This is a genomic window from Polaribacter marinus, from assembly GCF_022662535.1.
GTDB classification, from domain to species: domain Bacteria; phylum Bacteroidota; class Bacteroidia; order Flavobacteriales; family Flavobacteriaceae; genus Polaribacter; species Polaribacter marinus.
Window position 1 is genome coordinate 43399 of record NZ_JAKQYM010000002.1, and the last position, 26518, is coordinate 69916.

Sequence of the window (26518 nt, forward strand, 5' to 3'; positions counted from 1 at the left end):
TTAAAACAAAGGCTATTTCTAAAAGAATAGCCTTTGTATATGAGTAATAAAAACTTAGTTTATTGTATAAGTTGGGTTTGCAGGATCAGAGAAATCTAATATGAATGTATAAGTCCCTGCAGTTGCTAAAAGATTGGATCCATTTTCTTCTAAAACGCCATCAGAATCATTGTCTCCATAATTTAGACCCCAATCATTATTAGCTCTAAATTTATATTCACCATCTATAAGAGTAACATTTTCTAAAATCCAAATATCATCAAAAGGTCTAGACCAATCTCTTTTAAATTGTGCATCTGGAGTAGCTCCCCAATCGTTATATGCAGCACCAACAAGACCCCAAACATTAGTAATTGGTTCTAAAGAGTATGATAAATCATTCATATCTACAGTTGCAATGTATATTCCTGCTGTAACTACAATATTACTTCCATCAAGTTCTAATCTACCATCTGCACCATTATCACCCCAGTTAGTACCCCAATCATTGTTCATTCTGAATTTCATTTCTCCATCAATAAGAGTTACAATTCCTCTAAAAACATCTGAATATTGATCATATTCTAACATGAAATCTGGCGTAGCTCCCCAATCATTATATGCACCTCCAACAATACCAAGAGAAAAAGATTCGATAGTATAATTCATGTTGTTTAAATCTAGTACAATTTTATATGAACCTGCAGAAACAGTCATATTAGCTCCGTTAGAAGTTAAAGCACCTCCGGTAGAAGAGTCACTACCTAAGTTATTTGCCCAATCATTATTTTCTCTAAATTTAAATTCACCATCAGTTAAGGTAACATAGGCTGTCAAAACTCCATCCACATCAGTTTTAAAGAAAGGTAAATCTGGAGTAGCTCCCCAATCATTAGCAGCAGAACCAACAATACCCCAAGTTGTAGATAAATCTAAAACAGTTAAATATGTTGTAACATTAATTGTTAATGAATCACTAGTTCTTTCTAGAACACTACTTGATGCGCTATCGGTAATAATTGATCTAATTCTCAATTCTAAATCACCTGCAGTATCAACTGGAATTCCTGCTTGAATTGCAACAGCATTTAACTGTGCATTTGTAAGCGTTATAGAGTTCATATTTGTGACTCTACCCGCTTCAATTGGCGTAGCAAAATTAGTACCAGGAAAAGCTGCTTCTAAAATATATTCTACATCAATACTTAGTGAAGAATCTAATATTGGATCTTCCCAACCAACAGTAATTGCTACTGCATCATTATTGTCTAATGATAAAACAAAAGCATCTCCATCTGCAACCCCACTAAAAGTAGGTGCGTTTACAGGATATGTGGTTACTAATAGTAAAATAGTATTTGTTAATCTGTCACCAGATTTTATTCTCATATAGATAGCAACGTCTCTAAAACTTGTAACCCCTGCATTTGTAATTGCATTGTTAAAGTTATCTACAGACATAGAAAAACTATTTCTATCTGTTGTTCCTAAGCTTAAAGGAGTTGTAAATTCATTGTCTGTAGACATTTCTACAGTATAATCTGCACCTGTAGCTATTTCATCTTTCCAAGTAATTGTAAATGCAGGATTATTAGGTAGTGCAAAATTTAAGAACACACTACTTATTCCAGGGGTATCTAATACAAATTCTGGATCTGGACTCGTAACTGTTAAGCTTTGTTCTACTTCACATGAACCTAATAATAGGGTTAGAGAAAGAAATAAGTAGCTTAATTTTTTTAAATTAATTTTCATCTTTTATCTTTTAAAATTAATACTATATGTTTAATGGGATTAAGATATAACGACCTGTTAAATCATTAAACCAAACATCATAATCATCTTCTACAATTACAGGTATTGCGCCACCTCCGTCAGTAGCTACACCAGAAAAAGAGGTTGTACTACCTAACGACGCACCTGAGTTTGTTAAAAATGTTACATCTCCAGGAGTTAATCTTACAGCTGTAGCGTACCAGATGTGTCCATCAAAAGCTAAAGCATTCATTGTAATATCTGCAGTACTAGATCCTGTTAAAGTTAAGCTAGTAGGACTTGTAATTCCTGTAGCATCAAAAGGTTCTAGAGTATATTTTTTTGATGCAAAATTTATAGTAAAGGTGTAAAAACCAGATGAGGGAACACCGAATCTTCCCGGATCATCAGATTGAGTTCCTGGGTTTCCTGCAATATCTCCACTAGTACTTGGGTCATCACTACCTTCAGAGTCCGTAACTCCCCATTGAGGTTGCCATAAACCCTTGGTTTCTAAAACCTTAAATCTTCCTTCGTCATATCCTCCTGCGTTGTTGAAAAAGCCAGTATAATAGAAAACATTACTATCACTTTCATCTCTAAATAGGAAAGGGTTATTATTGTTATTGTTCCAACCTGGAGCAACTCCATTTCCCACTAAATAATAATCATTAAAGACATAATTAAAGTAAGGATATACATTCACTTGAATTGTATTTGAATTTGAAGCCTCATTATTTAGAGAACCCAAAGAAGCGATTACTCTAATGTATAGCGTTGACCATTCAAATGGATTTAAACCAGCATTACCAGCTGCCGCATTTACTTCATTTACAGATAGTGTAATAGAACTTAAACCAGTTACAGTAGCAGCAGTTACTGGTGCTGTAAAGGCATCATCATTAGAAAACTGTATTGCATAGTTTATAGATGCTTGTTGTCCATAATCTGCTTCAATCCAATTTAAAGTTACAGCAGGATTTGCCGTATTTACAGCATCCAATTCTAAATCAGTAAAATTTAATTCAGATAAAATAGGTGCTGTGGGTGCTGAAATTGTAAATATTTCAGAGTTATCATCACAAGAATTGAACATGAGTAAAACCAACCCAATAATTGTAACTGCTGAAAATCTTTTTATATTTTTCATCATTTGTAATTTGTTTTTAATATTAGTATCCTGCATTTTGAGTAAGATTAGGATTAGAAGCTAAACTTGCTGCTGGAATTGGAAATAATTTCATGTAAGCAGGTAGTGAAATACCATTAGTACCATTACCTTTCCATGCCCAGTTATATGAACCACCAGTAAATTTCCCAAAACGAATTAAATCTTGTCTTCTATGTGCTTCCCAGTGTAATTCTCTAGCTCTTTCATCTAAGATAAAATCTAAAGTTAAGTCTGAAGAAGAAAGATTGTTTTGTGGGTTATTAGCTCTTGTTCTTAGTAAGTTTACATATAATAAAGCATTTGCTTCTGTAGAATTTGTAGCGCCTCTTAAATGTGCTTCTGCATACATTAAATATACATCTGCTAATCTAAATAAAGGAAAATCTGTATCTACAAATGTTTGATCAGAACCGAAACCTCCTGTAGATTTTGCATTAGAATATTTTTCTAAAACATACCCTTGATCTTTATTTGAGATATCTGTAATTACAATACTTCTAGGCTCAGCAGCAGTTCCTTTTAAGATGGTATTTCTTGTATCGTTATTAAAAATTCCATCATCAAATAACTGAACAAACTCTTTTCTTAATCTAATAGCTCCACCCCATCCAGTAGCACCAACACCTAAAGCAGCACCGTTTTCTTCTATACTTCCTACAGATCCATTAATCATAACGGTTGTAGGACCATAGTTTTGCGTATAAGTTCCGTCTGAAATTAAAGGGAAAATGATTTCATTTTTAGCAGAATTGACATCGTTATCTGCCATAAAGTTATGAGCATAATCTGTGGCTAGAGAATAACCACCACCAATAATTTTATTACAGTATTCTACACAATCTGTATATTTATCTTGTCCAAGATAAACTTCAGCATTTAAATACATTTTAGCTAAAATCATCCAAGCAACACTTTTGTCTGCTCTTCCGTGTTCATTGGTCAATGGATCTGCTAAATTAGTTTCAATTGCTTTTAATTCAGATTCAACATAATCAAAAAGTTGAGCTCTGTTGTAGGCTTGTGGTTGTGCGTTTATTGCATCATCTTCTGTAGAAAAATTTGCTTGCCCAAATAAGTCTAGCATATAATAATAAGACATTGCTCTTAGTAAACGAGCTTCAGCTCTGTACTTTGTAATTTCTGTTCTTGTAGCGGCAGAAACTTCTCTTTCGTTTAATTTAGCTTCTGTAGTTTCTCTTAAAAAGTTATTTGCAAAAGCAATGGTTACATGGCTTCTACCAAACATTCCTAAGATAATTGGATCGTCTGCATTCCATAAATTACGTTGCATTTCTCTTGTACCAGGGTCATTTTCATAAGACCAAATCATTTGATCTGCAGATAAAGTTTGTAGGTATAATAAAACCCTACCAAACTGACTTGTTCCTGCATCTAAACCATCGATGTTTGATGATCCAGGACCATCTACTCCTGTTAGTGAAAGGTTTGCGTATACTCCTGCCAATAATTCTTTATATGAAGTTTCGTTTGCAAAAAACTCTTCACCTAATAAATCTTGATCATCTTTTGGTGTAATGTTTAAGTCTTTCGTACAAGAAGACAAAGCCACGACCATAACAAGAAGTATTGCTGCTATTTTTTCGATTTTAAATATTGTTTTCATCTTTAATTTTTTATTAATTAAAATTTAATATTAGCACCAACCAAGAATGTTCTTGGTCTTGGGTAAATAGTATTATCTATACCTCCAAATACTTCAGGATCTAAACCAGAATAGTTTGTGATGGTAAATACATTTTGCATACCAGCCCATAAACGTATACTGTTAGAAGCAAATTTTTTGATAGGTCTATCAAAAGTATATCCTAAAGTAATGTTGTCCATTTTTAAGAAAGATGCATTTTCTAAATAAATATCCGATAAAATTACATCAGCAGTTCTTTGGAAATTTGTGTTTAATACAGTTGTTGGAATATTTCCTAAAACAGCTTGATCTAGTAATAAACTATATTGTGATGTTGAAGAATTTACATTGTTGTAAACATAATTTCCTACACTTGCTCTTAAGTTAAAAGCTAAATCAAAGTTTTTATAATTAATGTTAGATTGAAAACCGAAAGTAAAATCTGCTTGTGGATCTCCTTTTAAATATCGATCTTTTGAATTAATAATACTATCACCATTTAAATCTGCATAAGCACCTTCAATTGGTTCTCCTGCAGTATTATATAATTGTTTGTATACATAAAAAGAATTAGGAGCAAAACCTTCACTATATAACTGTATGTAGTTTCCAGTACCACCAGAAATTACTCCAGTAGTTATATCTTGATCCAAGGCCAATTCTTTAATTTCTCTATCTAAATAAGTTGCATTAAAGTTAATGTTCCAATTTAAATCTTCGGTTTTAATTACATCTGCATTTAATGTGAATTCTAAACCATTTACTTCTAAGTCTCCAACATTTTGTAGAACCCTGTTTGTAAAGTTACTACCGTCTGCTACTGGAGCATCCGATAAAAGATCTGTAGAGTTTTTTCTAAAAGCATTGAAAGATCCGGTTAATTTATTATTAAATAAACCATAGTCTACACCAAATTCTATAGTAGCTGTGTTTTCCCATTTTAAATTACTTCTTTCTGAAGGAATTGTAGATTGAATTGGAGTCCCATCAAATAAATATTGAGAATTTGTATTTCCAAAACGATATCTATCTAAATATAAATCTCCAGAAATACCATCTTGTTGTCCATTAACTCCATAACTAGCACGTAACTTTAATTCAGAAAGAACTTCATTGTCTTTTAAGAAATCTTCATCACTAACTCTCCAAGGTAAGGCAGCTCCTCCAAAATTACCCCATCTGTTTTGTGGGCCAAATCTAGAAGTTCCATCTCTTCTGTAGTTTAAAGTTAATAAGTACTTTTCATTATAAGTTAAATTAGCTCTTGCTAAGAATCCGACTAAAACAACAGGTGTTGATACACTAGTAGTTGCTCCTTGGTCATTTGGGTTTCTGCTGTTTCCTGTACTTGTTCCAGAACCGTTAAACCTTAGATAAGAATAACCAGCCATAATATCTGTTTTTACTTTACCAAAAGTATTTACGTAGTTTAAATAGCCATCTAAAGATTCATTTAAAACTTCACTAGTATATGCAGAATCGTTTCCTACATACAAACTATTGTAACTAGCAGGACCTTGAGAAGAGCTTACGTTTGTACCTTCTCCTGTAGATTTGTCAAAACCAACATTAAATGTTGCTGTTAATTCTGGTAAGAAATGAAATTTGTAATCTACTTTTAAATTTCCATAATGTCTAAAAACGTTAGAAAGATTACTGTTTTGCAATAAATTAGCTACCGGATTTGTACCCCCGTTAGAAAGTAAAACTCTTCCTAAACCATCTCTTGTATAGTGCTGATAAAAACCACCAAAAGGAGAACTAGCATCATAAACAGGTTGTGTAGGATCATATCTTAAAGCCGCACCTACCTGACCAGAATCTGCAAATCTATTATCTTCAAAAGCTCTATTATAATTTAAGTTTACTTTTAAATGATCGTCAAAAAAACTAGGGTTCATAGATACAGATACAGTAGCTCTATCGTAGTTAGAAGTAAGTATATTACCTTCTATTGTTGAAAAACCAACCGAAAGTCTTGTAGGTATTCTTGCAAATATTTGACCTCTAACGGTTAAGTTATGTTGAGTAGATACTGATTTTTGGAAGATTTCATCTTGCCAATTTGTATTTGCTGTTCCTAATAAACTTGCGTCTATAGTTGTACCAGTGATTGGTTGAGAGTTAATTAAGTTTCTAAATTCATCTCCACTAAAAACATTTACTCTGTCTCTAATTTCACCAAAACCCATTTGAAAATCATAATCTAAAGAATATTCTTTTCTACCTTTTTTAGTTGTAATTATAATTACACCGTTTGCACCTCTAGACCCATAAATAGCCGTTGCAGAAGCATCTTTTAATACAGAGAAAGACTCAATATCATTTGGGTTGATACTTGCTAAAACGCCTCTAGAACCACCTGCTGTTCCAGACATTGCTAAACCGTCTACAACAATTAAAGGATCATTAGATGCATTTAAAGAAGACCCACCACGAATTCTAATTTGAGAACCAGAACCAGGTGCGCCACTTGTAATTATATTTACACCAGCAACACGACCACTTAATAAGTTTTCTGGAGTAACAATGTTACCTTTAGTAAACTCTTTACTGGTAATTGCTTCTACAGAACCTGTAGCATCCTTGATTGTAGTGGTACCATAACCAACCACAACAATTTCATCTAATTGTTCTGAAGACTCTTCTAGTTCTACTATTAAGTTATAATTACTTGTAATTGCAACTTCTTTATTAGCATAACCTAAATATCTAAAAACAAGTATATCACCCGTTTTTACTTTTTCTATAGTAAAGTTTCCATTAAAGTCAGTTTCCGACCCGTTATTTGTACCTTTTACTACAACACTAACACCAGGTAAAGGATCTCCCGATGATTTTTCTTTTACAATACCTTTTACTGTTTGTTGTGCAAACATGGTAAAAGATGTACTTAAAAGAATACCAATTAAAAATAATTTAAATTTTTTCATGTATAATTTGTTAAATAATAACTGTAAATTTGATTTGTTTAACAATAAATTTACATTCCACAGTAGTAAATATATAAATGAAAGCAGTATTTTCAATGTTTTAAAACTAACGAAAACGGTTTCGTGTTGAAAACTTTTAAGCATGAAAATCATTATATTAACAAAAAAACAACCTTAAATTTTGTCTTTTCATAAAAAAACGAAGCAAAAAGTAACAATAAAAACTATTTCAAAGGAATTAGGGGTTTCTACCTCTACAGTTTCTAAAGCTTTAAGAGATAGTCATGAGATTAGTACTGAAACTAAAAAGAAGATTCAGGCTTATGCAAACCTTTATAACTATAAACCCAATCATTTAGCACTTCAATTACGTAACCAGAAGACTAAGGTAATAGGGGTTATTCTACCCAAAATAGTGCACCATTTTTTCTCTACAGTTATTATGGGAATAGAAGAAGGAGCTAATAAAAAAGGGTACAATATTATGGTTTGTTTTTCAAACGAATCCTATAAGAAAGAAGTTGAAAATTTAAAGGTTTTGTCTAACGGAAGTGTAGACGGAATTATTTTATCTGTAGCTAGTGAAACTCTTAAAAATAAAGACTTTAACCATTTTAAAGAGTTGGTTTCTGAAGAGATTCCTTTTGTTTTATTTGATAGAGTTGTTGATGAAATTTTGTGTGATAAAGTGGTGGTTGATGATGTTGGTGCTGGTTATAAAGCAACCAAGCATTTGTTAGAAAATGGTTGTAAAAGAATTGCTTTAATAACAACTCCAAACCATGTAAATGTAGGAGCTTTAAGAAGACAAGGGTATGAAAAAGCTTTAATAGAAGAATATATTAAAACAGATGCAAATTTAATTGTAGAGATTGATGAAAATCAAGATATTAAAAAACAAATAGAAAAAGTTTTTGAAGAAGATATTGATGCTGTCTTTGCTGTGAATGAAATTTATGCGGCAAACTCAATGAGAATAGCAAAAGAAAAGGGGTTAAGTATTCCTAAAGAAATATCAATAATAGGGTTTACAGATGGTTTAATCTCAGAATATTCATCTCCTTCTATCACTACAATTGCACAACATGGTTTTACTATGGGGAAACAAGCTGTTGATGTTTTAATAGAAAGAATAGAGAATGAATCGGAAATTTACAAACCAAAAAAGATTGTGATTTCTAGCGACTTAAAGTTACGAGAATCTACGAAACCGTCGTCGTAAATTTTATAAAGACTTTTTATCAACTTTGTAAAAATAACATATATTTGTTACCATATTAAGATTTATCAATAAATTACATTCCACAAAATTTATGAATTGATAAGTCTAAAGTACTTATCGTAGTATGAACTAATAATTACGATAATGGAAAAGCGTAAATTAAGTTTTTGGCAAATCTGGAACATGAGTTTTGGATTTCTAGGAATACAAATGGGCTTTGCTCTACAAAATGCAAATGTTAGTAGGATTTTTCAAACACTCGGAGCAGAGGTAGAAGATATACCTATACTTTGGGTTGCTGCCCCTTTAACAGGGCTTATAGTACAACCCATCATCGGATATTTTAGCGATAGAACGTGGCATCCTAAATTAGGAAGAAGAAGACCTTACTTTTTAGTTGGGGCAATTTTGGCATCACTTGCATTATTTATAATGCCAAATTCTTCTGTACTTTGGTTTGCGGCAGGTATGCTTTGGATTATGGATGCCTCTATTAATGTTTCAATGGAACCTTTTAGAGCTTTTGTTGGCGATAATTTGCCAGATTCTCAAAGAACAAAAGGTTTTGCAATGCAAAGTTTTTTTATTGGTATAGGTGCTTATGTAGCTTCTAAACTTCCTTTAGTTTTAACTTATTTTGGTGTAGCTAATACAGCTGCTGAAGGCGTAATTCCTGATTCAGTAAAGTATTCATTCTATATTGGTGGAGCAGCTTTTTTTATAGCGGTTTTATGGACGGTGTTGCGTTCTAAAGAATATTCTCCAGAAGAAATGAAAGTTTTTGAAGAGGCTGAAGAATCTAGTTATGAGGAAATAGAAAAACCAGAATCTTGGTTTATTTCCAATGGAAAATCTCATCTTATAAAAGGTGTAATTACATTACTTATTGGTCTTCTCTCTACTTATGTTATCAATTATTATGCTCTTAAAAAAGATTTATATGTTTTAACATTAGGTTTAATTTCATTAGGAGGTATTATTTTAATTATTTCTGGGTATTTGCAAAAAAATAAAAATTATAGAAATGGTTTTGTAACCATTGTAAATGATTTTCAATTTATGCCCAAAGTAATGAAGCAATTGGCTTGGGTTCAGTTCTTTTCTTGGTTTTCATTATTTTCTATGTGGATTTATACAACAAGTGCAGTAACAGAACATATTTATAAAACTACCGATACTACTTCAGAAGCATTTAATACGGGAGCTAATCAAGTTGGAGAAATGTTTGCAAATTATAATATTATTGCAGCAGCAGTAGCTTTTTTACTTCCGCTTTTAGCGAAAAAAACAAGTAGAAAATTTACTCATTTCTTAGCATTAGTACTAGGTGGTTTTGGGTTAATGTCTTTATACTTTATTTCAGAACCTACTACTTTTACTATAGAATGGTTACCTATGATAGGGGTTGGTATTGCTTGGGCAAGTATTTTATCTGTTCCTTATGCAATGCTTTCTGGTTCTTTACCAGCATCAAAAATGGGATATTATATGGGAGTTTTTAACTTCTTTATTGTTATTCCTCAATTAGTTGCAGCATCAATTTTAGGGTTTTTAGTTTCAACATTTTTTGACAATCAACCAATTTATGCATTATTGATTGGTGGTATCTCAATGATTTTAGCTGGAATTATATCATTAACAGTAGATGATAAAACATCTAATGAAACAAATTAAATGAAAAAAGGATTTATATTCGATTTAGACGGTGTAATAGTTGATACCGCAAAATATCATTATTTAGCTTGGAAAAAACTAGCTAATCAATTAGGTTTTGACTTTACCAAAGAACAAAACGAATTATTTAAAGGTGTAAGTAGAAAACGTTGTTTAGAAATATTGTTAGAAATTGGCAATAGAAAAGCAACTCAAGAAGAGTTTGATACTTGGATGGTCGAAAAAAACATAGACTATTTAGCTTATATAAAAAACATGGATGCATCAGAAATCTTACCAGATGTACCAAAAATTTTACAGTTTTTAAAAGAAAGAAACATCCCTATTGCTCTTGGTTCTGCAAGTAAAAATGCACAACCAATCTTAGAGAAAGTGGGGCTGCTACATTATTTTGATACGATTGTAGACGGAAATAATGTAACAAAGGCAAAACCAGATCCAGAAGTTTTTCTGTTGGCGGCAAAACAATTAGGTGTTAAACCAGAAGATTGTGTTGTTTTTGAAGATGCTGTTGCAGGTGTAGAAGCTGCTAATCGTGCAGAAATGATAAGTATCGGTATAGGTGATAAAAATGTACTTACTAAAGCAAAGTATAATTTTAATGACTTTACTCAAATTGATACATATTTCGTACAAGAGTTAATAAATAGATAAAAAGAATTGAAAAGATCAAATTAAGAAAAGAGAAACCTAAAAATTTCTTTGTTCTAATACTATTGTTCTTTTCCCTCAAAAAGACATAAAATGAATCAAGATTATATCATACCAAATGAATGGTCTATCATCGAAGAAGGATTTAATTCGGATAAAGTAAAATCTTCAGAAAGCTTGTTTAGTATTGGTAATGGAGCCATGGGACAACGTGCTAATTTTGAAGAGAATTATTCGGGAGAAACTTTTCAAGGAAGTTATATTGCTGGTGTTTATTATCCAGATAAAACCAGAGTTGGATGGTGGAAAAACGGATATCCAGAGTATTTTGCAAAAGTTTTAAATGCACCAAATTGGATTGGAATTAACGTTTTAATAAATGACGAAAAACTAGATTTACATACCTGTAGAGAAGTTTCAAAATTTAAGAGAGAACTAAACATGAAAGAAGGTTGGTTGTCAAGAAGTTTTGAAGCCGTTTTACAAAATGGAATCAAAATTAAAGTAGACACAAAACGTTTTTTAAGTTTAGAATTGGATGAAGTAGGAGCCATTAACTACAATGTGACTCTTTTAAATTCTGATGCTAAAATTACATATATTCCTTATTTAGATGCAGGAATTACAAATGAAGATACCAATTGGGATGACCAATTTTGGGATGTGTTAGAAGTTTCTCAAAACAATCAACAATCTTTCATTCAAGCAAGAACCATGAAAACGTATTTTTATACATGTACGTTTATGGAGTCTCGATTGTTTATCAATAATGATGAGGTAATTACTGGTTGTAATAACGAGCAAACTTTAAATTATACCTCGTGCACTTATCAACAAGAAATTAAACAAAATCAAACTTTTACCATTCATAAATTTGGTGGTTATGTGGTTGATAGAAATCATGATAAAAACAAGTTAGTAGCTGCAGCAAAAGATATTTTAGACAAAGCGGTAGGTTTTGGTTTTGATGCTTTATTAGAAATGCAAAAACAATCTTGGGCACAAATCTGGAATATGTCGGATATTACTATAGAAGGTGATGTAAAAGCACAACAAGGAATTCGTTTTAATATTTTTCAACTGAATCAAACGTATTTAGGTACAGATGCTTCTTTAAATATCGGTCCAAAAGGATTTACAGGAGAAAAATATGGAGGAAGTACCTATTGGGACACCGAAGCCTATTGTATTCCTTTTTACATGGCAACCAAAGATCAATCTGTTGCTAGAACCTTGTTAGAGTACAGATACAATCATTTAGAAAAAGCGATTGAAAATGCTGAAAAACTTGGTTTTTCAAACGGAGCAGCATTGTATCCAATGGTTACTATGAATGGTGAAGAGTGCCATAACGAATGGGAAATTACTTTCGAAGAAATTCATAGAAATGGCGCCATCGCTTTTGCTATTTATAATTATTACCGTTTTACAGATGATTATTCTTACATTCCAGAAAAAGGATTAGAAGTTTTAATTGGTATTGCTCGTTTTTGGCAACAAAGAGCAACTTTTTCAACAGATAAAAATAAATTTATGATTTTGGGCGTAACAGGTCCAAATGAGTACGAAAATAATATAAACAATAATTTTTACACCAATTATATTGCAAAATGGTGTATCAATTATGCGTTAGAAAATATTGATATAGTAAAAATTGATCATATTTCAGATTATATCCGAATTAAAGAAAAAGTAAATTTCTCTGATGAGGAATTAGCTCAATGGAAAAATGTGGCTGATAATATGTATTTTCCATATTCAGAAAAGCACAATGTTTTCTTACAACAAGATGGATTTTTAGACAAAGAATTAATTACCGTTGCAGATTTAGATAAAAGTCAGCGTCCAATCAATCAAAAATGGAGTTGGGACCGAATTTTACGTTCTCCATATATAAAACAAGCAGATACTTTACAAGGTTTCTATATGTTTGAAAATGATTTTTCAACAGAAGAATTAGAGCGTCATTTCGATTTTTATGAGCCATTTACTGTGCATGAAAGTTCATTGTCTCCTTGTGTACACAGTATTCAAGCAGCAAAGTTAAATAGAATGGAACAAGCATATACATTCTATTTGCGTACTTCTCGTTTAGATTTAGACGATTATAATCACGAAGTAGAAGAAGGTTTGCATATAACATCTATGGCAGGAACTTGGATGAGTATTGTAGAAGGTTTTGGAGGAATGAGAGTTCTAAATAATACACTTTCTTTTTCACCAAAAATACCAAAAGGATGGAAAAGATATTCATTTAAAGTTAACTTTAGAAATCAAGTAATTACTGTAAATGTGGGTCAGAATGGAACTCATTTTGAATTAGAAGGAAAACAAGAAATTAACATTTTTGTAAATGGAGAAATTGTAACTGTTTCTCCTAATAATTTATTAACTGTTTAAATAAAAATATGAAGCTATTCAGAAACATTTTTTTTATCATATCAATGTTCGTTTTTATATCTTCCTGTAGTCATGCAGAAAAGAAAAAAAATGTTTCTGTAGTTTCTATTTCTCATTCAACATTAGAAAGAGTTGAGCCTCCCAATTGGTTTGTTGGTTTAAGAAATACTTCATTACAATTGTTGGTAAAAGATGATAATATTGGAACGTCAAAACCAAGTATTTCTTATGTTGGAGTTTCTATTGATAAAGTAAACAAAGCAAAAAGCAATAATTATTTATTTATCGATTTAAAAATTGATAAATCAACAAAATCCGGAAAGTTTGATATCATTTTTACATTTAAAGATGGCACAAAGAAAACTCATACATACGAATTAAAATCAAGAGAAAAACTAGCAGAAGATTATATTGGTTTTAATAGTACTGATGCTATTTATTTAATTACACCAGATCGTTTTTCAAATGCAATTGAAAGTAATGATGTAAATACAAAATTAAAAGATACTTCTTTAGATAGATCTGATGGATATAAACGTCACGGAGGTGATTTACAGGGAATTATAAATCATGTGGATTATATTTCTGATTTAGGATTTACAGCTATTTGGCCAACACCAGTTTTAATAAATGATATGCCTAAAGGTTCTTATCATGGGTATGCAATGACTGATTTTTATAAAGTAGATCCTCGTTTTGGAAATTTATCTGATTATAAAAAATTAGCCGATAAATTATCAGAAAAAGGAATGAAATTAATCATGGATCAAGTGGCTAATCATTGTGGTTTAGAGCATTGGTGGATGAAAGATTTGCCTTTTAGTGATTGGGTAAATAATCAAAAAAACTACGAAGAAAATATTCAAAATTGGAATTGGAAAACAAACATCAATTCTAATCATAGAAGAACTACAAATCAAGATACTTACGCTTCAGAAATTGATAGAAAAGGAAATAACGAAGGTTGGTTTGTTGCAGGAATGCCAGATTTAAATCAACGAAATCCATTTATGGCAAAATATATTATTCAGAATAGTATTTGGTGGATAGAAACTTTAGGTTTAGGAGGTATTAGACAAGATACTTATCCTTATTCCGACAAAGAATTTATGGCAAATTGGGCCGGAGCTATTATGAAAGAATATCCTAATTTTTCTATTGTTGGAGAAGAATGGAGTTACAATCCACTATTAGTAGGATATTGGCAACAAGGTGCAAATAATAAAGATGGATATGCTTCTAATTTAAAATCTACAATGGATTTTCCGATGCAAAAATCAATTATAGATGGAATTAATGAAGAAGAATCTTGGGAGAAAGGTTTGGTGAAATTGTATGAAGGTTTGGCAAATGATTTTCATTATGCTACACCAAAAGATATTATGATTTTTTTAGATAATCATGATAAAAGCAGACTATACACAGAAGTTAAAGAAGATGCTACAAAAGCTAAAATGGCTTTGAGTTATATATTAATGTTACCAAGAATACCACAAGTTTATTACGGAACAGAAATCTTAATGAATGATACAGCAAAACCAGGTGATCATGGTTTAATTAGAACTGATTTTCCTGGTGGATTTAAAGGCGATAAAATAAATGCTTTTACAGGTTTAGGTTTAACTGATGACCAAAAATCAATGCAAAATTTTGTAAGTAAAGTTTTAAATTATCGTAAAAACAGTGAGGCGATTCAAGATGGAAAAACAATTCATTTTGCTCCCTTTAAAGGTACTTACTTTTTGTTTAGAATAAAAGGAAATGAAACTGTTGTCCATATTCTTAATAAAAATGAACAGCCAATTACAATAGATTTAAATAGGTTTACAGAAGTTGGTTTAGAAGGGAAAACATTAAAAAATGTAATTTCCGGAGAAAGTTTTGTTTGGGCTAATGAAATAAAATTAACTCAAAAAGGTAGTATTATTCTTACTACAAAATAATAAAAGCATCATGAAAAATATTTTTATTTTACTATTGGTTTTCGGATTCATTTCTTGTAAATCAGAAAGTCAGAACAAAAAAGTAACTAAATTTACAAATGTAAAAGCAGTTGTTTTAGAAAACGCAGTTTTAGCTGGAGGAAAACTAATAAGAATTGATTCATTTCCGTCTAATAATATTGTGCCAAGATCCGTAGATATTTGGTTACCAGAAAATTATTCGTCTAAAAAAAAATATGCAGTTTTGTACATGCATGATGGACAGAATTTGTTTGATGCCACAACTACTTGGAACAAACAAGAATGGATGATTGATGAGGTTGCTACAAAATTAATGAAAGAAGGGCTTACCAAAAACTTTATAGTTGTTGGAATACATAACATTCCTAAAATACGTTGGCAAGATTTATATCCAGAAAAAACAATGGATTTTTTATCAGAAAAAGATAGAAATACCTTATTTGAAGAAGCTAAAAATAATAATTTTAGCATTAATCTAACAGGAGATGAATATTTGAAGTTTTTGGTTGAAGAATTAAAACCATACATAGATACTACTTATTCGGTTTACTCAAATAAAGAAAATACATTTGTGGCAGGTTCTTCTATGGGAGGTTTAATGTCTATGTATGCAATTGCAGAATATCCAAAAGTATTTGCTGGTGCAGCTTGTTTATCTACACATTGGGTTGGAGCAACTCCAAAACAAAAGAATCCTATGCCAACTGCTATTTTTAAATATTTAGAAAACAATTTACCAGATGCAAAAACACATAAAATGTATTTTGATTATGGAAACAAAACTTTAGACCAATTTTATCCTCAATACGCACCAATAGTAGATTCAGTTTTTAAAAATGGCGGATATTCAGATTTAAATTTTAAAAATTTATTTTTTGAAGGAACAAACCACTCTGAACTTTCTTGGCAAAAGAGAGTACACATTCCTTTAACATTTTTATTGAAAAAATAAGCATGAAACACTTTCAATTTATTTATATATTTCTTTTAATTACTTCATTTTCTTTTGCACAAAATGCAAATAGAATTTTTAAAAATATAAAAGAAAAAGATGCGGGTTTAGAAATTAATGTAAATGATGGTAAATACATCATTCATTTTTTAAATGATAAAATAGTTGAAACTACCTTTTTACCAAATGGAGAAGTATTAAATAACAAATCTCACGCTGTAATCTTAAAGTCAGAAAAAGTTGATATAATTCCGGTGATAACTAAAACCGAAAGTGTTTTTTCTACCGATGGAATTTCAGTACACATCAACCATCAACCATTTCAAATTATTTATAAGTTTAATGGAGAGATTATTACATCAGAAAAATTAGGCTATTACAAGTCAAAACACATTCCTTTAGATATGGTGAAAGGAAATATTGAATACGATAATACAGAAAAAATTGAATTTAATTTAACAGATGATGAGGTTTTATTTGGAACAGGGGCAAGAGCTTTAGGAATGAACAGAAGAGGGTATAGATTGCCATTGTATAACCGAGCACAATATGGTTATGAAACGCATTCTGAGTTGATGAATTTTACAATTCCATTGGTAATTTCATCAAAAAAATACATGATTAATTTTGATAATGCACCCATTGGTTATTTAGATTTAGATAGTAAAAAAGACAATTCTTTAACTTATGAAACGATTTCTGGGCGTAAAACTTATCAAGTAATTGTTGGTGATTCTTGGATAGATTTGGTAAATAATTATACCAATTTAACAGGGAAACAACCTTTGCCGGCAAGATGGACTTTAGGTAATTTTTCGAGCAGATTCGGGTATCATTCTCAACAAGAAACAGAAGCAACAATTGCAAAATTTCAAGAAGAAAAAATTCCTGTTGATGCCGTAATTTTAGATTTGTATTGGTTTGGAAAAACGATTCAAGGTACTATGGGAAATTTAGAAGTTGATAAAGATTCTTTTCCTGATATGAAAGGCATGATTTCTAGATTTAAAGAAAAAGGTGTTAGGACAGTTTTAATAACGGAGCCATTTATTTTATCAAATTCTAAAAAATGGAAGGAAACTGTAGAAAAAGGTGTTTTAGCTAAAGATTCTATTGGAAACCCAGCAACATATGATTTCTATTTTGGAAATACAGGAATTGTAAATATCTACAAAAAAGAAGGAAAAGATTGGTTTTGGAATATTTACAAAGACATTTTAAGTTTAGGAGCAAAAGGACTTTGGGGAGATTTAGGAGAACCAGAAGTACTGCCTTCTTGGGTAAACTTTGATGCTAAAAAAGCAGATGAAATTCATAATATTTATGGTCATGATTGGGCGCGTTTAATTTTTGAAGGCTATCAAAAAGAGTTTCCAAACGAAAGACCTTTTATTTTAATGCGTGCTGGATATTCTGGTTCGCAACGATTTGGAATGATTCCTTGGTCTGGTGATGTAAACAGAACCTGGGGAGGTTTGCAATCTCAACCAGAAATTGCACTACAAATGGGAATGCAAGGTTTGGGGTATATGCACTCTGATTTAGGTGGATTTGCAGGTGCTAATTTAGATGATTATTTATATACACGGTGGTTGCAATATGGAGTTTTTCAGCCAATATTTAGACCTCATGCGCAAGAAGATGTTGCAAGCGAACCCGTTTTTAGAAGTGATTATGCAAAAAAACATGCAAAAAAAGCCATAGAGTTACGTTATAAAATGTTGCCTTACAACTACAATTTGGCTTTTGAAAACAATCAAAAAGGAACACCTTTAATGCGTCCTATTTTCTTTGAAGAAGATGATGAGAAATTAATGACAAATTCTGTTACTTATCTGTGGGGGAAAGATTTTTTAATAACACCAATTTTAAAAGATGCAGTAATAACTAAAGAAATTTATTTTCCAAAAACCGCAAATTGGTTTAATTTTTATTCAGACGAAAAAGTAGCCGGTGGACAAACTAAAAACGTAAATGTTGTTGGAAATTCAATACCTACCTATGTTAGAGGTGGTGCATTTATTTTAATGACAAATGAAGCTGTGCAAACAACCGACGATTATGCTGGAAATAATTTAGAAGTTCATTATTATTATGATGCATCAGTAAAAGAAAGTAAAAGACAATTTTACAATGATGATGGTTTAACAGGAAATGCTTTTGAGAAAGGGAAATACGAACTTCTAGAATTTAAATCTGAATTAACAGAAAGTTGTTTAGAAATTGATTTTAAAGCTGAATTTGGAGAAAACTGGAAATCATCAGAAAAAGAAGTTTCTTTAATTATCCATAACCTAACTTTGAACCCTAAAAAGATAAAAGTAGCAGGAAAAAGAAAGCAAATTTCAACAGAAAAAAACACACTTACAATTCCTGTAAAATGGAATCCAAAAAAAGAATTAAAAATTAAAATAACATTAAAATAACATTAAAATAAAAAATCAATTATGAAAAAAATACATATATACTCATTAGTTGTAGTTTTATCAATTGTAATTGGTTGTACCACAGATAAAGTGTCAGAAAAGAAAATGAACAGCACAAATACTAAGAAGAAAGCAGTAGTTTACCAGGTTTTTACACGGTTATTTGGTAATACAAATACTACTAATAAACCTTGGGGAACCATCGAGGAAAATGGAGTGGGTAAGTTTAATGACTTTACAGATAAAGCTTTATCAGAAATTAAAGATCTAGGTGTTACACATATTTGGTACACAGGTGTTCCGCATCATGATGTAATTCGTGATTATACAAAATATGGTATTTCAAATGACGATCCAGATGTAGTTAAAGGAAGAGCAGGTTCTCCTTATGCTGTAAAAGATTATTATAATGTAAATCCAGATTTGGCTGTAAATGTAGAAAATCGTTTACAAGAATTTGAAGCTTTAATTAATCGTTCTCATAAAAACGGATTGAAAGTAATTATCGACATTGTACCTAATCACGTAGCAAGAAATTATCAAAGTTTGTCTAATCCAGAAGGAACAAAAGATTTTGGAGCAGATGACAATACTTCTGTAGAATATGATGTAGATAATAATTTTTATTATGTACCCAATACACCTTTTGAAGTGCCCGATTTTTTAAATGGATATGTACCTTTAGGTGGTGATAAAAATCCGTTGTCTGATCATAAATTTGATGAAAATCCTGCAAAATGGACAGGAAATGGTTCTCGTTCTCCAAAACCTAGTTTTTACGATTGGTACGAAACTGTTAAAGTAAATTATGGTGTTTCTCCTGATGGTAAAAAAGATTTTGATGCATTACCAGCAGGTTTTGAACATGAAGATTATAAAAAACACTTCGAATTTTGGCAAGATAAAAAAATACCGAGTTCTTGGGTGAAATTTAGAGACATTGCATTGTATTGGATTGAAAAAGGAGTTGATGGATTTCGTTATGATATGGCAGAAATGGTTCCTGTAGAGTTTTGGAGTTTTATGAATTCGGCTATAAAAATGAAAAAACCAAATGCTTTTTTATTGGCTGAAGTCTACAATCCTAAAATGTATAGAGATTATATTCAAAAAGGAAAAATGGATTATTTATATGATAAGGTTCAATTATATGATACCATAAAACATGTAATGCAAGGTCATGGATTAACAGATCATATTCCTCCTATTCAGGAAGATTTAAAAGATATAGAGCACCATATGTTACATTTTTTAGAGAATCATGATGAGCAAAGAATTGCAAGTCCTGAATTTGTCGGAAATGCAGAAAAAGCTAAACCAGCAATGGTCGTTTCTGCAACCATTTCTACAGCTCCAACCATGATTTATTTTGGACAAGAATTAGGAGAAGATGGTTCTGAAAATGCAGGATTTGGAACTCCGTCTAGAACTTCCATTTTTGATTATATTGGTGTCCCGTCACTTCAAAGATGGGTAAATGATAAGAAGTTTGATGGAGGTCAATCTACATCAGAAGAAAAATCATTAAGAGATTTTTACAAACGATTGTTAAATTTTACAATTTCTTCGAATGCCTTAATGGGAGAATACCAAGATATTCATCAATTTAATAGAGAAAATACAGAATGGTATAATGATAAAGTATTGTCTTTTGTCCGTTGGAGTGATGATGAGAAGTTAATTGTGGTTTCAAATTTTAATGCAGAAAATAGGTATGGTTTTGATTTAAGTTTGCCAAGTGATATCATAGAAAAATGGAATTTAAAAGATGGTGAATACACACTAACAGACCAATTATATAAAGAATATTCTTCAATATTAAAAGTAGAAAAGGGGCAAGCAAGTATTCGAGTTGATTTGAAACCATTAGCATCTTTTATTTTAAAAATTCAGGATTAAAAAGTAGCCATTATGAAAAATATCATTTTTATCATCAGTCTATTTGTTTTATTGAGCTGTAAAGAAAATACATCAACCAAAAAAATAGCAAAAAAGGAAGTTAAAGAGTTTGTTTGGGAAGGAGCTAATATTTATTTTTTGCTTACAGATCGTTTTAATAACGGAGATACAACCAATGATATCAATTTTGATAGAACTAAAAAAACTGGGAAATTACGTGGTTTTGAAGGGGGAGATATTAAAGGAATTACGCAAAAAATAAAAGAGGGTTATTTTACAAAATTAGGAATTAATGCCATTTGGATGACGCCAATTGTAGAACAAATTCATGGAGGTACTGATGAAGGAACTGGTTTATCTTATGGTTTTCATGGGTATTGGACAAAAGATTGGACCAATATTGATCCAAATTATGGAACAAAAGAAGATTTAAAAGAATTGGTAGCAGTTGCGCATAAAAACGGAATTAGAATTTTGTTAGACGCAGTAATTAACCATACTGGACCTGTTACAGAAAAAGATCCTGTTTGGCCAAGTGATTGGGTTAGAACAAGTCCTCAATGCGAGTACAATAATTATGAAAATACCATTACCTGTACTTTGGTAAAAAACTTGCCAGATATTAAGACAGAAAGTAATCAAAATGTGGATTTACCACCTCAATTAATTGAAAAATGGAAAGCAGAAGGACGTTATGAGCAAGAAGTAAAAGAATTGGAGGCCTTTTTTACAAGAACAGGTTATCCGAGAGCGCCTCGTTTTTATATCATGAAATGGTTGTCGGATTATATAACAGAATTCGGAATTGATGGTTATAGAGTTGATACTGTAAAACATACAGAAGAATTTGTTTGGCAAGAATTTAAGCAAGAATGTGATGTTGCTTTTGCCGAATATAAAAAAAAGAATCCTGATAAAGTTTTAGATAATAATGGTTTTTATTTAGTTGGTGAAGTGTATAATTATGGTATTTCAGCTGAAAAAGCCTTTAATTTTGGGAATAAAAAAGTAAATTATTTTGACAACGCATTTAATAGTTTAATCAACTTTGAAATTAAATGGAATGCCAAACAAATGGAAGAAAAAGAAGTGTTTCAAAAATATGATAGTATTCTTCATAATGGTTTAAAAGGATATGGTGTTTTAAATTATATGACTTCTCATGATGATGGTCAACCTTTTGATAAAGAAAGAAAGATGCCTTATCAAACGGCAACTATGTTGTTGTTAACTCCAGGAACATCACAAGTTTATTATGGTGACGAATCTGCAAGAAGTTTAATTATTGATGGAACTGTTGGAGATGCAACTTTACGTTCTAAGATGAATTGGAGCGATATTGAATCGAAAGAAGAAATTCAAAAAATAATGCTTCACTGGCAAAAATTAGGACAGTTTAGAGCAAATCATCCTGCTGTTGGAGCTGGGAAACATCATTTGATTTCAGAAGAAAATGGATTGGTTTTTTCTAGAATTAGAAAGAATGATAAAATTATTGCAGGAATCAATTTATCAAAAGGAAAAAAAGTGATAAATGTTGCTTCTGTTTTTAAAAATGGACAAAAATTGTATGATTCTTATTCCAATCAAATAGTTGAAGTTAAAGAGGGGAAAGTTTCTGTAGATTCAGATTTTGATATTGTATTATTAGAAAAAAAATAGGTTATGAAAATTCATTTTTTATTGATTTTAGTTTGTGTTAGTTTATCTTCTTGTTGGGCAGAATCAGAAACAGTTTTGCTTTCTCCTGATGAAAAAATATTTCTAGAATTTTCTTTGAATGAAAACGGAAAACCTTTTTATGAAGTTGTTTTTAAAAATGATACAATCATTAAAAAATCATCATTAGGTTTTGATTTTCAAGACTCAAAATCATTTTCAAACGATTTTAAAATTACGAATTCATCTACAACAACATTTAATGAAACTTGGCAAATGCCTTGGGGAGAACAAGTAGATGTTGTCAATCATTACAATGAATTGAGAGTTGAGCTGCAAGAGAAATCAGATTTAAAAAGAAAATTAAATATCTTTTTTAAAGTCTACAATGATGGAATTGGTTTTCGCTACGAATTTCCAGAACAAGAAAATTTAAAAGAAGTTGTTATTACAGAAGAAAACACCCAGTTCAATCTAACAGAAGATTATAAAACCTTTTGGATACCTGGTGATTGGGATATTTATGAGCATTTGTATAGTACTACAAAATTATCAGAAATAAATGCACTTAAAAAAAGAAACCATCCAAGTTTAGGGCAAACTTTTATCCCAGAAAATGCAGTAAATACTCCTGTTACAATGGTTGGTAAAAATGGAATTCATTTGAGTTTTCATGAAGCTGCTTTAGTAGATTATGCAGGCATGACATTAAAAGTTGATACTAAAAATTTAAGTTTTAAAAGTAATTTAGTAGGTTCTAAAAATACAAATTATAAGGTAAAAAGAACTACGCCTTTTCATACTCCTTGGAGAACCATTCAGATTACAGATAATGCACCTGATTTAATTGAATCTAATTTGATTGTAAACTTAAATGAACCCAATAAATTAGGAGATGTTTCTTGGTTTACCCCAATGAAATACACAGGTGTTTGGTGGGAAATGCATTTAGGGAAATCTTCTTGGGATTATGGAATGGAAATGGTTGATGGTAAATGGACAGACACAGGAAAAGCACATGGAAAACACGGAGCAACAACAGAAAATGTAAAACGTTTTATTGATTTTTCGGCAAGAAATAACATTGGAGGTGTTTTGGTTGAAGGTTGGAATACAGGATGGGAACGTTGGATTGGCTTTGAAGATAGAGAAGGAGTTTTCGACTTTATAACGCCTTACCCAGATTATAATATTGATGAAGTTACTCGGTATGCAAAAGAAAAAGGAGTCCAAATTATCATGCATCACGAAACTTCTTCGGCAACAGAAACGTATGAAAAACAACAAGATGATGCCTATACTTTAATGCAGAAATACGGAATGCATGCAGTAAAATCTGGTTATGTTGGAAAAATATTGCCAAAAGGAGAATATCATCATGGGCAATACATGGTAAATCAATATAACAATGCAGTCATAAAAGCTGCTAAATACCAAGTTGCTGTAAATGCACACGAACCCATTAAAGCAACAGGTTTAAGAAGGACATATCCAAATATTATTTCTAGAGAAGGTCTGCGTGGACAAGAATTTAATGCTTGGTCTAGTGATGGAGGAAACCCGCCAGAACATTTATCAATTGTGGCTTTTACAAGAATGTTGGCAGGACCCATAGATTTTACTCCAGGAATCTTTAATATCAAGTTTAACGAATTTAAAAAAGAGAATCAAGTAAACACTACATTGGCACATCAACTTGCTTTGTATGTGGTTATTTACAGTCCTGTACAAATGGCAGCAGATTTGGTAGAGCATTACGAAGCAAATCCTAAACCTTTGCAGTTTATAAAAGATGTTGGGGTAGATTGGAGTGAAACTAAAGTTTTGGATGGTGAAGTTGGAGATTTTGTAACTATTGTTAGAAAAGAACGCAAAACGGATAATTGGTTTTTAGGAAGTATTACTGATGAAAATTCAAGAGAAATTAAAATTGATTTTAGATTTTTAGATGATAAAAAGGTCTATGAAGCTAAAGTTTATAGAGATGGAAAAACAGCAGATTGGAATGAGAACCCTTTAGATATTATTTTTGAAACAATAGAGGTTACAAAACAGTCTAAATTGAATTTTAATTTAGCTAAAGGTGGAGGCCTTGCAATTAGTATAAAAAAGAAAAATTAAATTTTAATATTTTTTTTGCATATTTGCAACTCAGATTAATAAGATAAACTAAAGTATAAATCTATGAATATATTTAAACAACATAATAAAGGACGCGATTTGCGACTATTTAAATGCATATTCTAGAGAATAACTTTAATTAAAAATAGTAAAAGCGTCCAAAATTCATTTTTTGGACGTTTTTTTTATGAAATTTCTTAGATGCCAAGACAAAGTGTAGTTTTTAGTTACATAGCAAGAAATCAAAGAGTTATCTAAACTCCTAATTACTGCGTAAATGCGGGCAGGGACTCTATTGTTTAAAAAAGAGTTAACAATCTGTAAATCAATATAATAATGTGTTTTTTTTGTTTGTGTAATTCCAAAAGTAGTTATAGGTTTGCATCGCAATAAAGCAACAATAATCACTGAAATACAATCAGTAAAAATACGAAGTATAATGTTCAATTATCTAATTAACCAAAACATACAAAGAGAATCAGGTTCTTTTTATTGTTTACTTCGCGACTTTCACAAATAGAAATATCAAACTATATATATGAAAAGTTCGAAGTTGTGAAATTTCGGACTTTTTTTATGGTCATTTTTTTCCTAAAACTTTTCCGAAATAAATTTTAAGAACAGGAATCAACCAAAAGTTGATTTCCTTAAAACAAAACATCTCAAAATTTAATAATGGGAAATAAATTAAAAGGAAAAGATCTAATTAAATTAGGCTTTCCAAAGAATAACAGTATCAATATTGCTTTAGGGCAAATTAATAGATACAGAAAAAGAGAAAAGAAAGAGCGCATTTTAGAAGAAGCCAAAGAAGTGCTTTTATCACCAGAAAAGTTTCAAGGAAACGCCATTTGGGGTAAAGTTGCAGAAGGTTTGGTAAAACCTGTAGAAGTTAAAATGCATCAATTAAGAAATACAAGAGTTCCGTTTTCTATTTATGGAGAAAATGAAATTGATGAACAAGCAAAGTTTCAATTGTATGATGCTTTAAAATTGCCAATTGCTGTACAAGGTGCATTAATGCCAGACGCTCATTATGGGTATGGTTTGCCAATTGGAGGGATTTTAGCCACAGATAATGCTGTAATTCCATATGGAGTTGGTGTAGATATTGGATGTAGAATGTGTTTAACCATATATCCAATTCCGATTTCTTATTTGAAAGGAAAAGTTCATCAATATGAAAATATTTTAAAGAATCACACAAAATTTGGAATGCGAGAAACACACGATAAAAAACAAGATCATGAAATATTTTATAGAAATGAATTTAAAGATATTCCAATCATAAAACGTTTAAAAGACAAAGCATTTAAACAATTAGGAACTTCTGGTGGAGGAAATCATTTTGTAGAATTTGGTTCCGTATTAATCACAGAAGAAAAAAATGAATTTGGTTTAAATATAGGTGAATACATTGGTGTTCTATCACATAGTGGGTCAAGAGGTTTAGGAGCAAATATTGCGAAAAATTACACGTATTTGGCAACTAAACAATGTCCGTTACCAAAAAATGTACAACATTTAGCTTGGTTAGATTTAAACACGCACGACGGACAAGAATATTGGTTAGCAATGAATTTAGCTGGCGATTATGCTAAAGCCTGTCATGATAATATTCACAATAGAATTTCCAAAGAATTAGGTGCCAAACCAGTTGTAAAAATTGAAAATCATCACAATTTTGCTTGGAAAGAAACGGTTAACAATAAAGAATGTATTGTACATAGAAAAGGGGCAACTCCTGCTAAAAAAGGCGAATTAGGAATCATTCCGGGATCTATGACAGCACCAGGATTTATTGTACGTGGATTAGGAAATGCCAATAGTTTACAGTCGGCTTCACATGGAGCAGGTAGAAAATATTCTCGTAAAATGTGTAAAGAAAAGTTTACAACAAGTGATGTAAAGCATCAATTAAAAATGAACGATGTAACGCTAATTGGAGGTGGAATTGACGAAGCACCAATGGCATATAAAGACATAAAGAAAGTGATGAAAAATCAGCAAGAATTAGTACAAGTATTAGGAACTTTTACACCTAAAATTGTAAGAATGGATAGATAA

The 26518-nt window shown here is 31.0% G+C and carries 15 protein-coding genes; 11 read left to right on the plus strand and 4 right to left on the minus strand.

Features of this window, described 5'->3' with window-relative positions:
• Positions 1 to 54: 54 nt before the first annotated feature.
• Genes MC378_RS03445 through MC378_RS03460 form a run of 4 tightly spaced genes read right to left on the minus strand, consistent with a single transcriptional unit; the run spans position 55 to position 7483 of the window.
• Complete coding sequence (locus MC378_RS03445; RefSeq protein WP_242177326.1) at positions 55 to 1734, minus strand: SusE domain-containing protein; 1680 nt, start codon at positions 1732 to 1734, stop codon at positions 55 to 57.
• A 22-nt stretch (positions 1735 to 1756) separates the two neighbouring features.
• Positions 1757 to 2887: a SusE domain-containing protein gene (locus tag MC378_RS03450; RefSeq protein ID WP_242177327.1), complete on the minus strand. Its 1131-nt coding sequence runs from the start codon at positions 2885 to 2887 to the stop codon at positions 1757 to 1759.
• Between the two features lie 19 nt (positions 2888 to 2906).
• Positions 2907 to 4529 (minus strand): RagB/SusD family nutrient uptake outer membrane protein, encoded by a 1623-nt coding sequence (locus MC378_RS03455; RefSeq protein ID WP_242177328.1) that lies wholly within the window; start codon positions 4527 to 4529, stop codon positions 2907 to 2909.
• A 17-nt stretch (positions 4530 to 4546) separates the two neighbouring features.
• Positions 4547 to 7483, minus strand: a complete 2937-nt coding sequence (locus MC378_RS03460) for a SusC/RagA family TonB-linked outer membrane protein (protein WP_242177329.1) — start codon at positions 7481 to 7483, stop codon at positions 4547 to 4549.
• Between the two features lie 181 nt (positions 7484 to 7664).
• On the opposite strand from MC378_RS03460, the gene MC378_RS03465 reads away from it, so the two are divergent.
• The 11 genes from MC378_RS03465 (at position 7665) to MC378_RS03515 (ending at position 26518) form a co-directional block, all read left to right on the plus strand.
• The gene (locus tag MC378_RS03465; RefSeq protein WP_242177330.1) at positions 7665 to 8705 is read left to right on the plus strand and encodes a LacI family DNA-binding transcriptional regulator; all 1041 of its coding nucleotides are present in this window, start codon (positions 7665 to 7667) and stop codon (positions 8703 to 8705) included.
• 144 nt (positions 8706 to 8849) lie between these two features.
• The gene (locus MC378_RS03470) at positions 8850 to 10379 is read left to right on the plus strand and encodes an MFS transporter (RefSeq protein ID WP_242177331.1); all 1530 of its coding nucleotides are present in this window, start codon (positions 8850 to 8852) and stop codon (positions 10377 to 10379) included.
• Positions 10380 to 11033, plus strand: coding sequence for a beta-phosphoglucomutase (pgmB, locus tag MC378_RS03475; protein WP_242177332.1), 654 nt, complete (start codon positions 10380 to 10382; stop codon positions 11031 to 11033).
• 90 nt (positions 11034 to 11123) lie between these two features.
• Complete coding sequence (locus tag MC378_RS03480) at positions 11124 to 13430, plus strand: glycoside hydrolase family 65 protein (RefSeq protein ID WP_242177333.1); 2307 nt, start codon at positions 11124 to 11126, stop codon at positions 13428 to 13430.
• A 44-nt stretch (positions 13431 to 13474) separates the two neighbouring features.
• A complete protein-coding gene (locus tag MC378_RS03485; RefSeq protein WP_242177334.1) occupies positions 13475 to 15373 on the plus strand; it encodes a glycoside hydrolase family 13 protein in 1899 nt (632 codons plus the stop codon).
• Between the two features lie 10 nt (positions 15374 to 15383).
• Positions 15384 to 16346 (plus strand): alpha/beta hydrolase, encoded by a 963-nt coding sequence (locus MC378_RS03490; protein WP_242177335.1) that lies wholly within the window; start codon positions 15384 to 15386, stop codon positions 16344 to 16346.
• A 2-nt stretch (positions 16347 to 16348) separates the two neighbouring features.
• Positions 16349 to 18772 carry a TIM-barrel domain-containing protein gene (locus MC378_RS03495; RefSeq protein WP_242177336.1) on the plus strand — a complete coding sequence of 808 codons (2424 nt, stop codon included), beginning with the start codon at positions 16349 to 16351 and terminating at the stop codon, positions 18770 to 18772.
• A gap of 21 nt (positions 18773 to 18793) precedes the next feature.
• Positions 18794 to 20671 (plus strand): alpha-amylase family protein, encoded by a 1878-nt coding sequence (locus tag MC378_RS03500; RefSeq protein ID WP_242177337.1) that lies wholly within the window; start codon positions 18794 to 18796, stop codon positions 20669 to 20671.
• A 12-nt stretch (positions 20672 to 20683) separates the two neighbouring features.
• Positions 20684 to 22333: an alpha-amylase family glycosyl hydrolase gene (locus MC378_RS03505; protein WP_242177338.1), complete on the plus strand. Its 1650-nt coding sequence runs from the start codon at positions 20684 to 20686 to the stop codon at positions 22331 to 22333.
• Positions 22334 to 22336: 3 nt separating this feature from the next.
• A complete protein-coding gene (locus tag MC378_RS03510; RefSeq protein ID WP_242177339.1) occupies positions 22337 to 24451 on the plus strand; it encodes a glycoside hydrolase family 97 protein in 2115 nt (704 codons plus the stop codon).
• A gap of 675 nt (positions 24452 to 25126) precedes the next feature.
• Positions 25127 to 26518: an RtcB family protein gene (locus MC378_RS03515; protein WP_242177340.1), complete on the plus strand. Its 1392-nt coding sequence runs from the start codon at positions 25127 to 25129 to the stop codon at positions 26516 to 26518.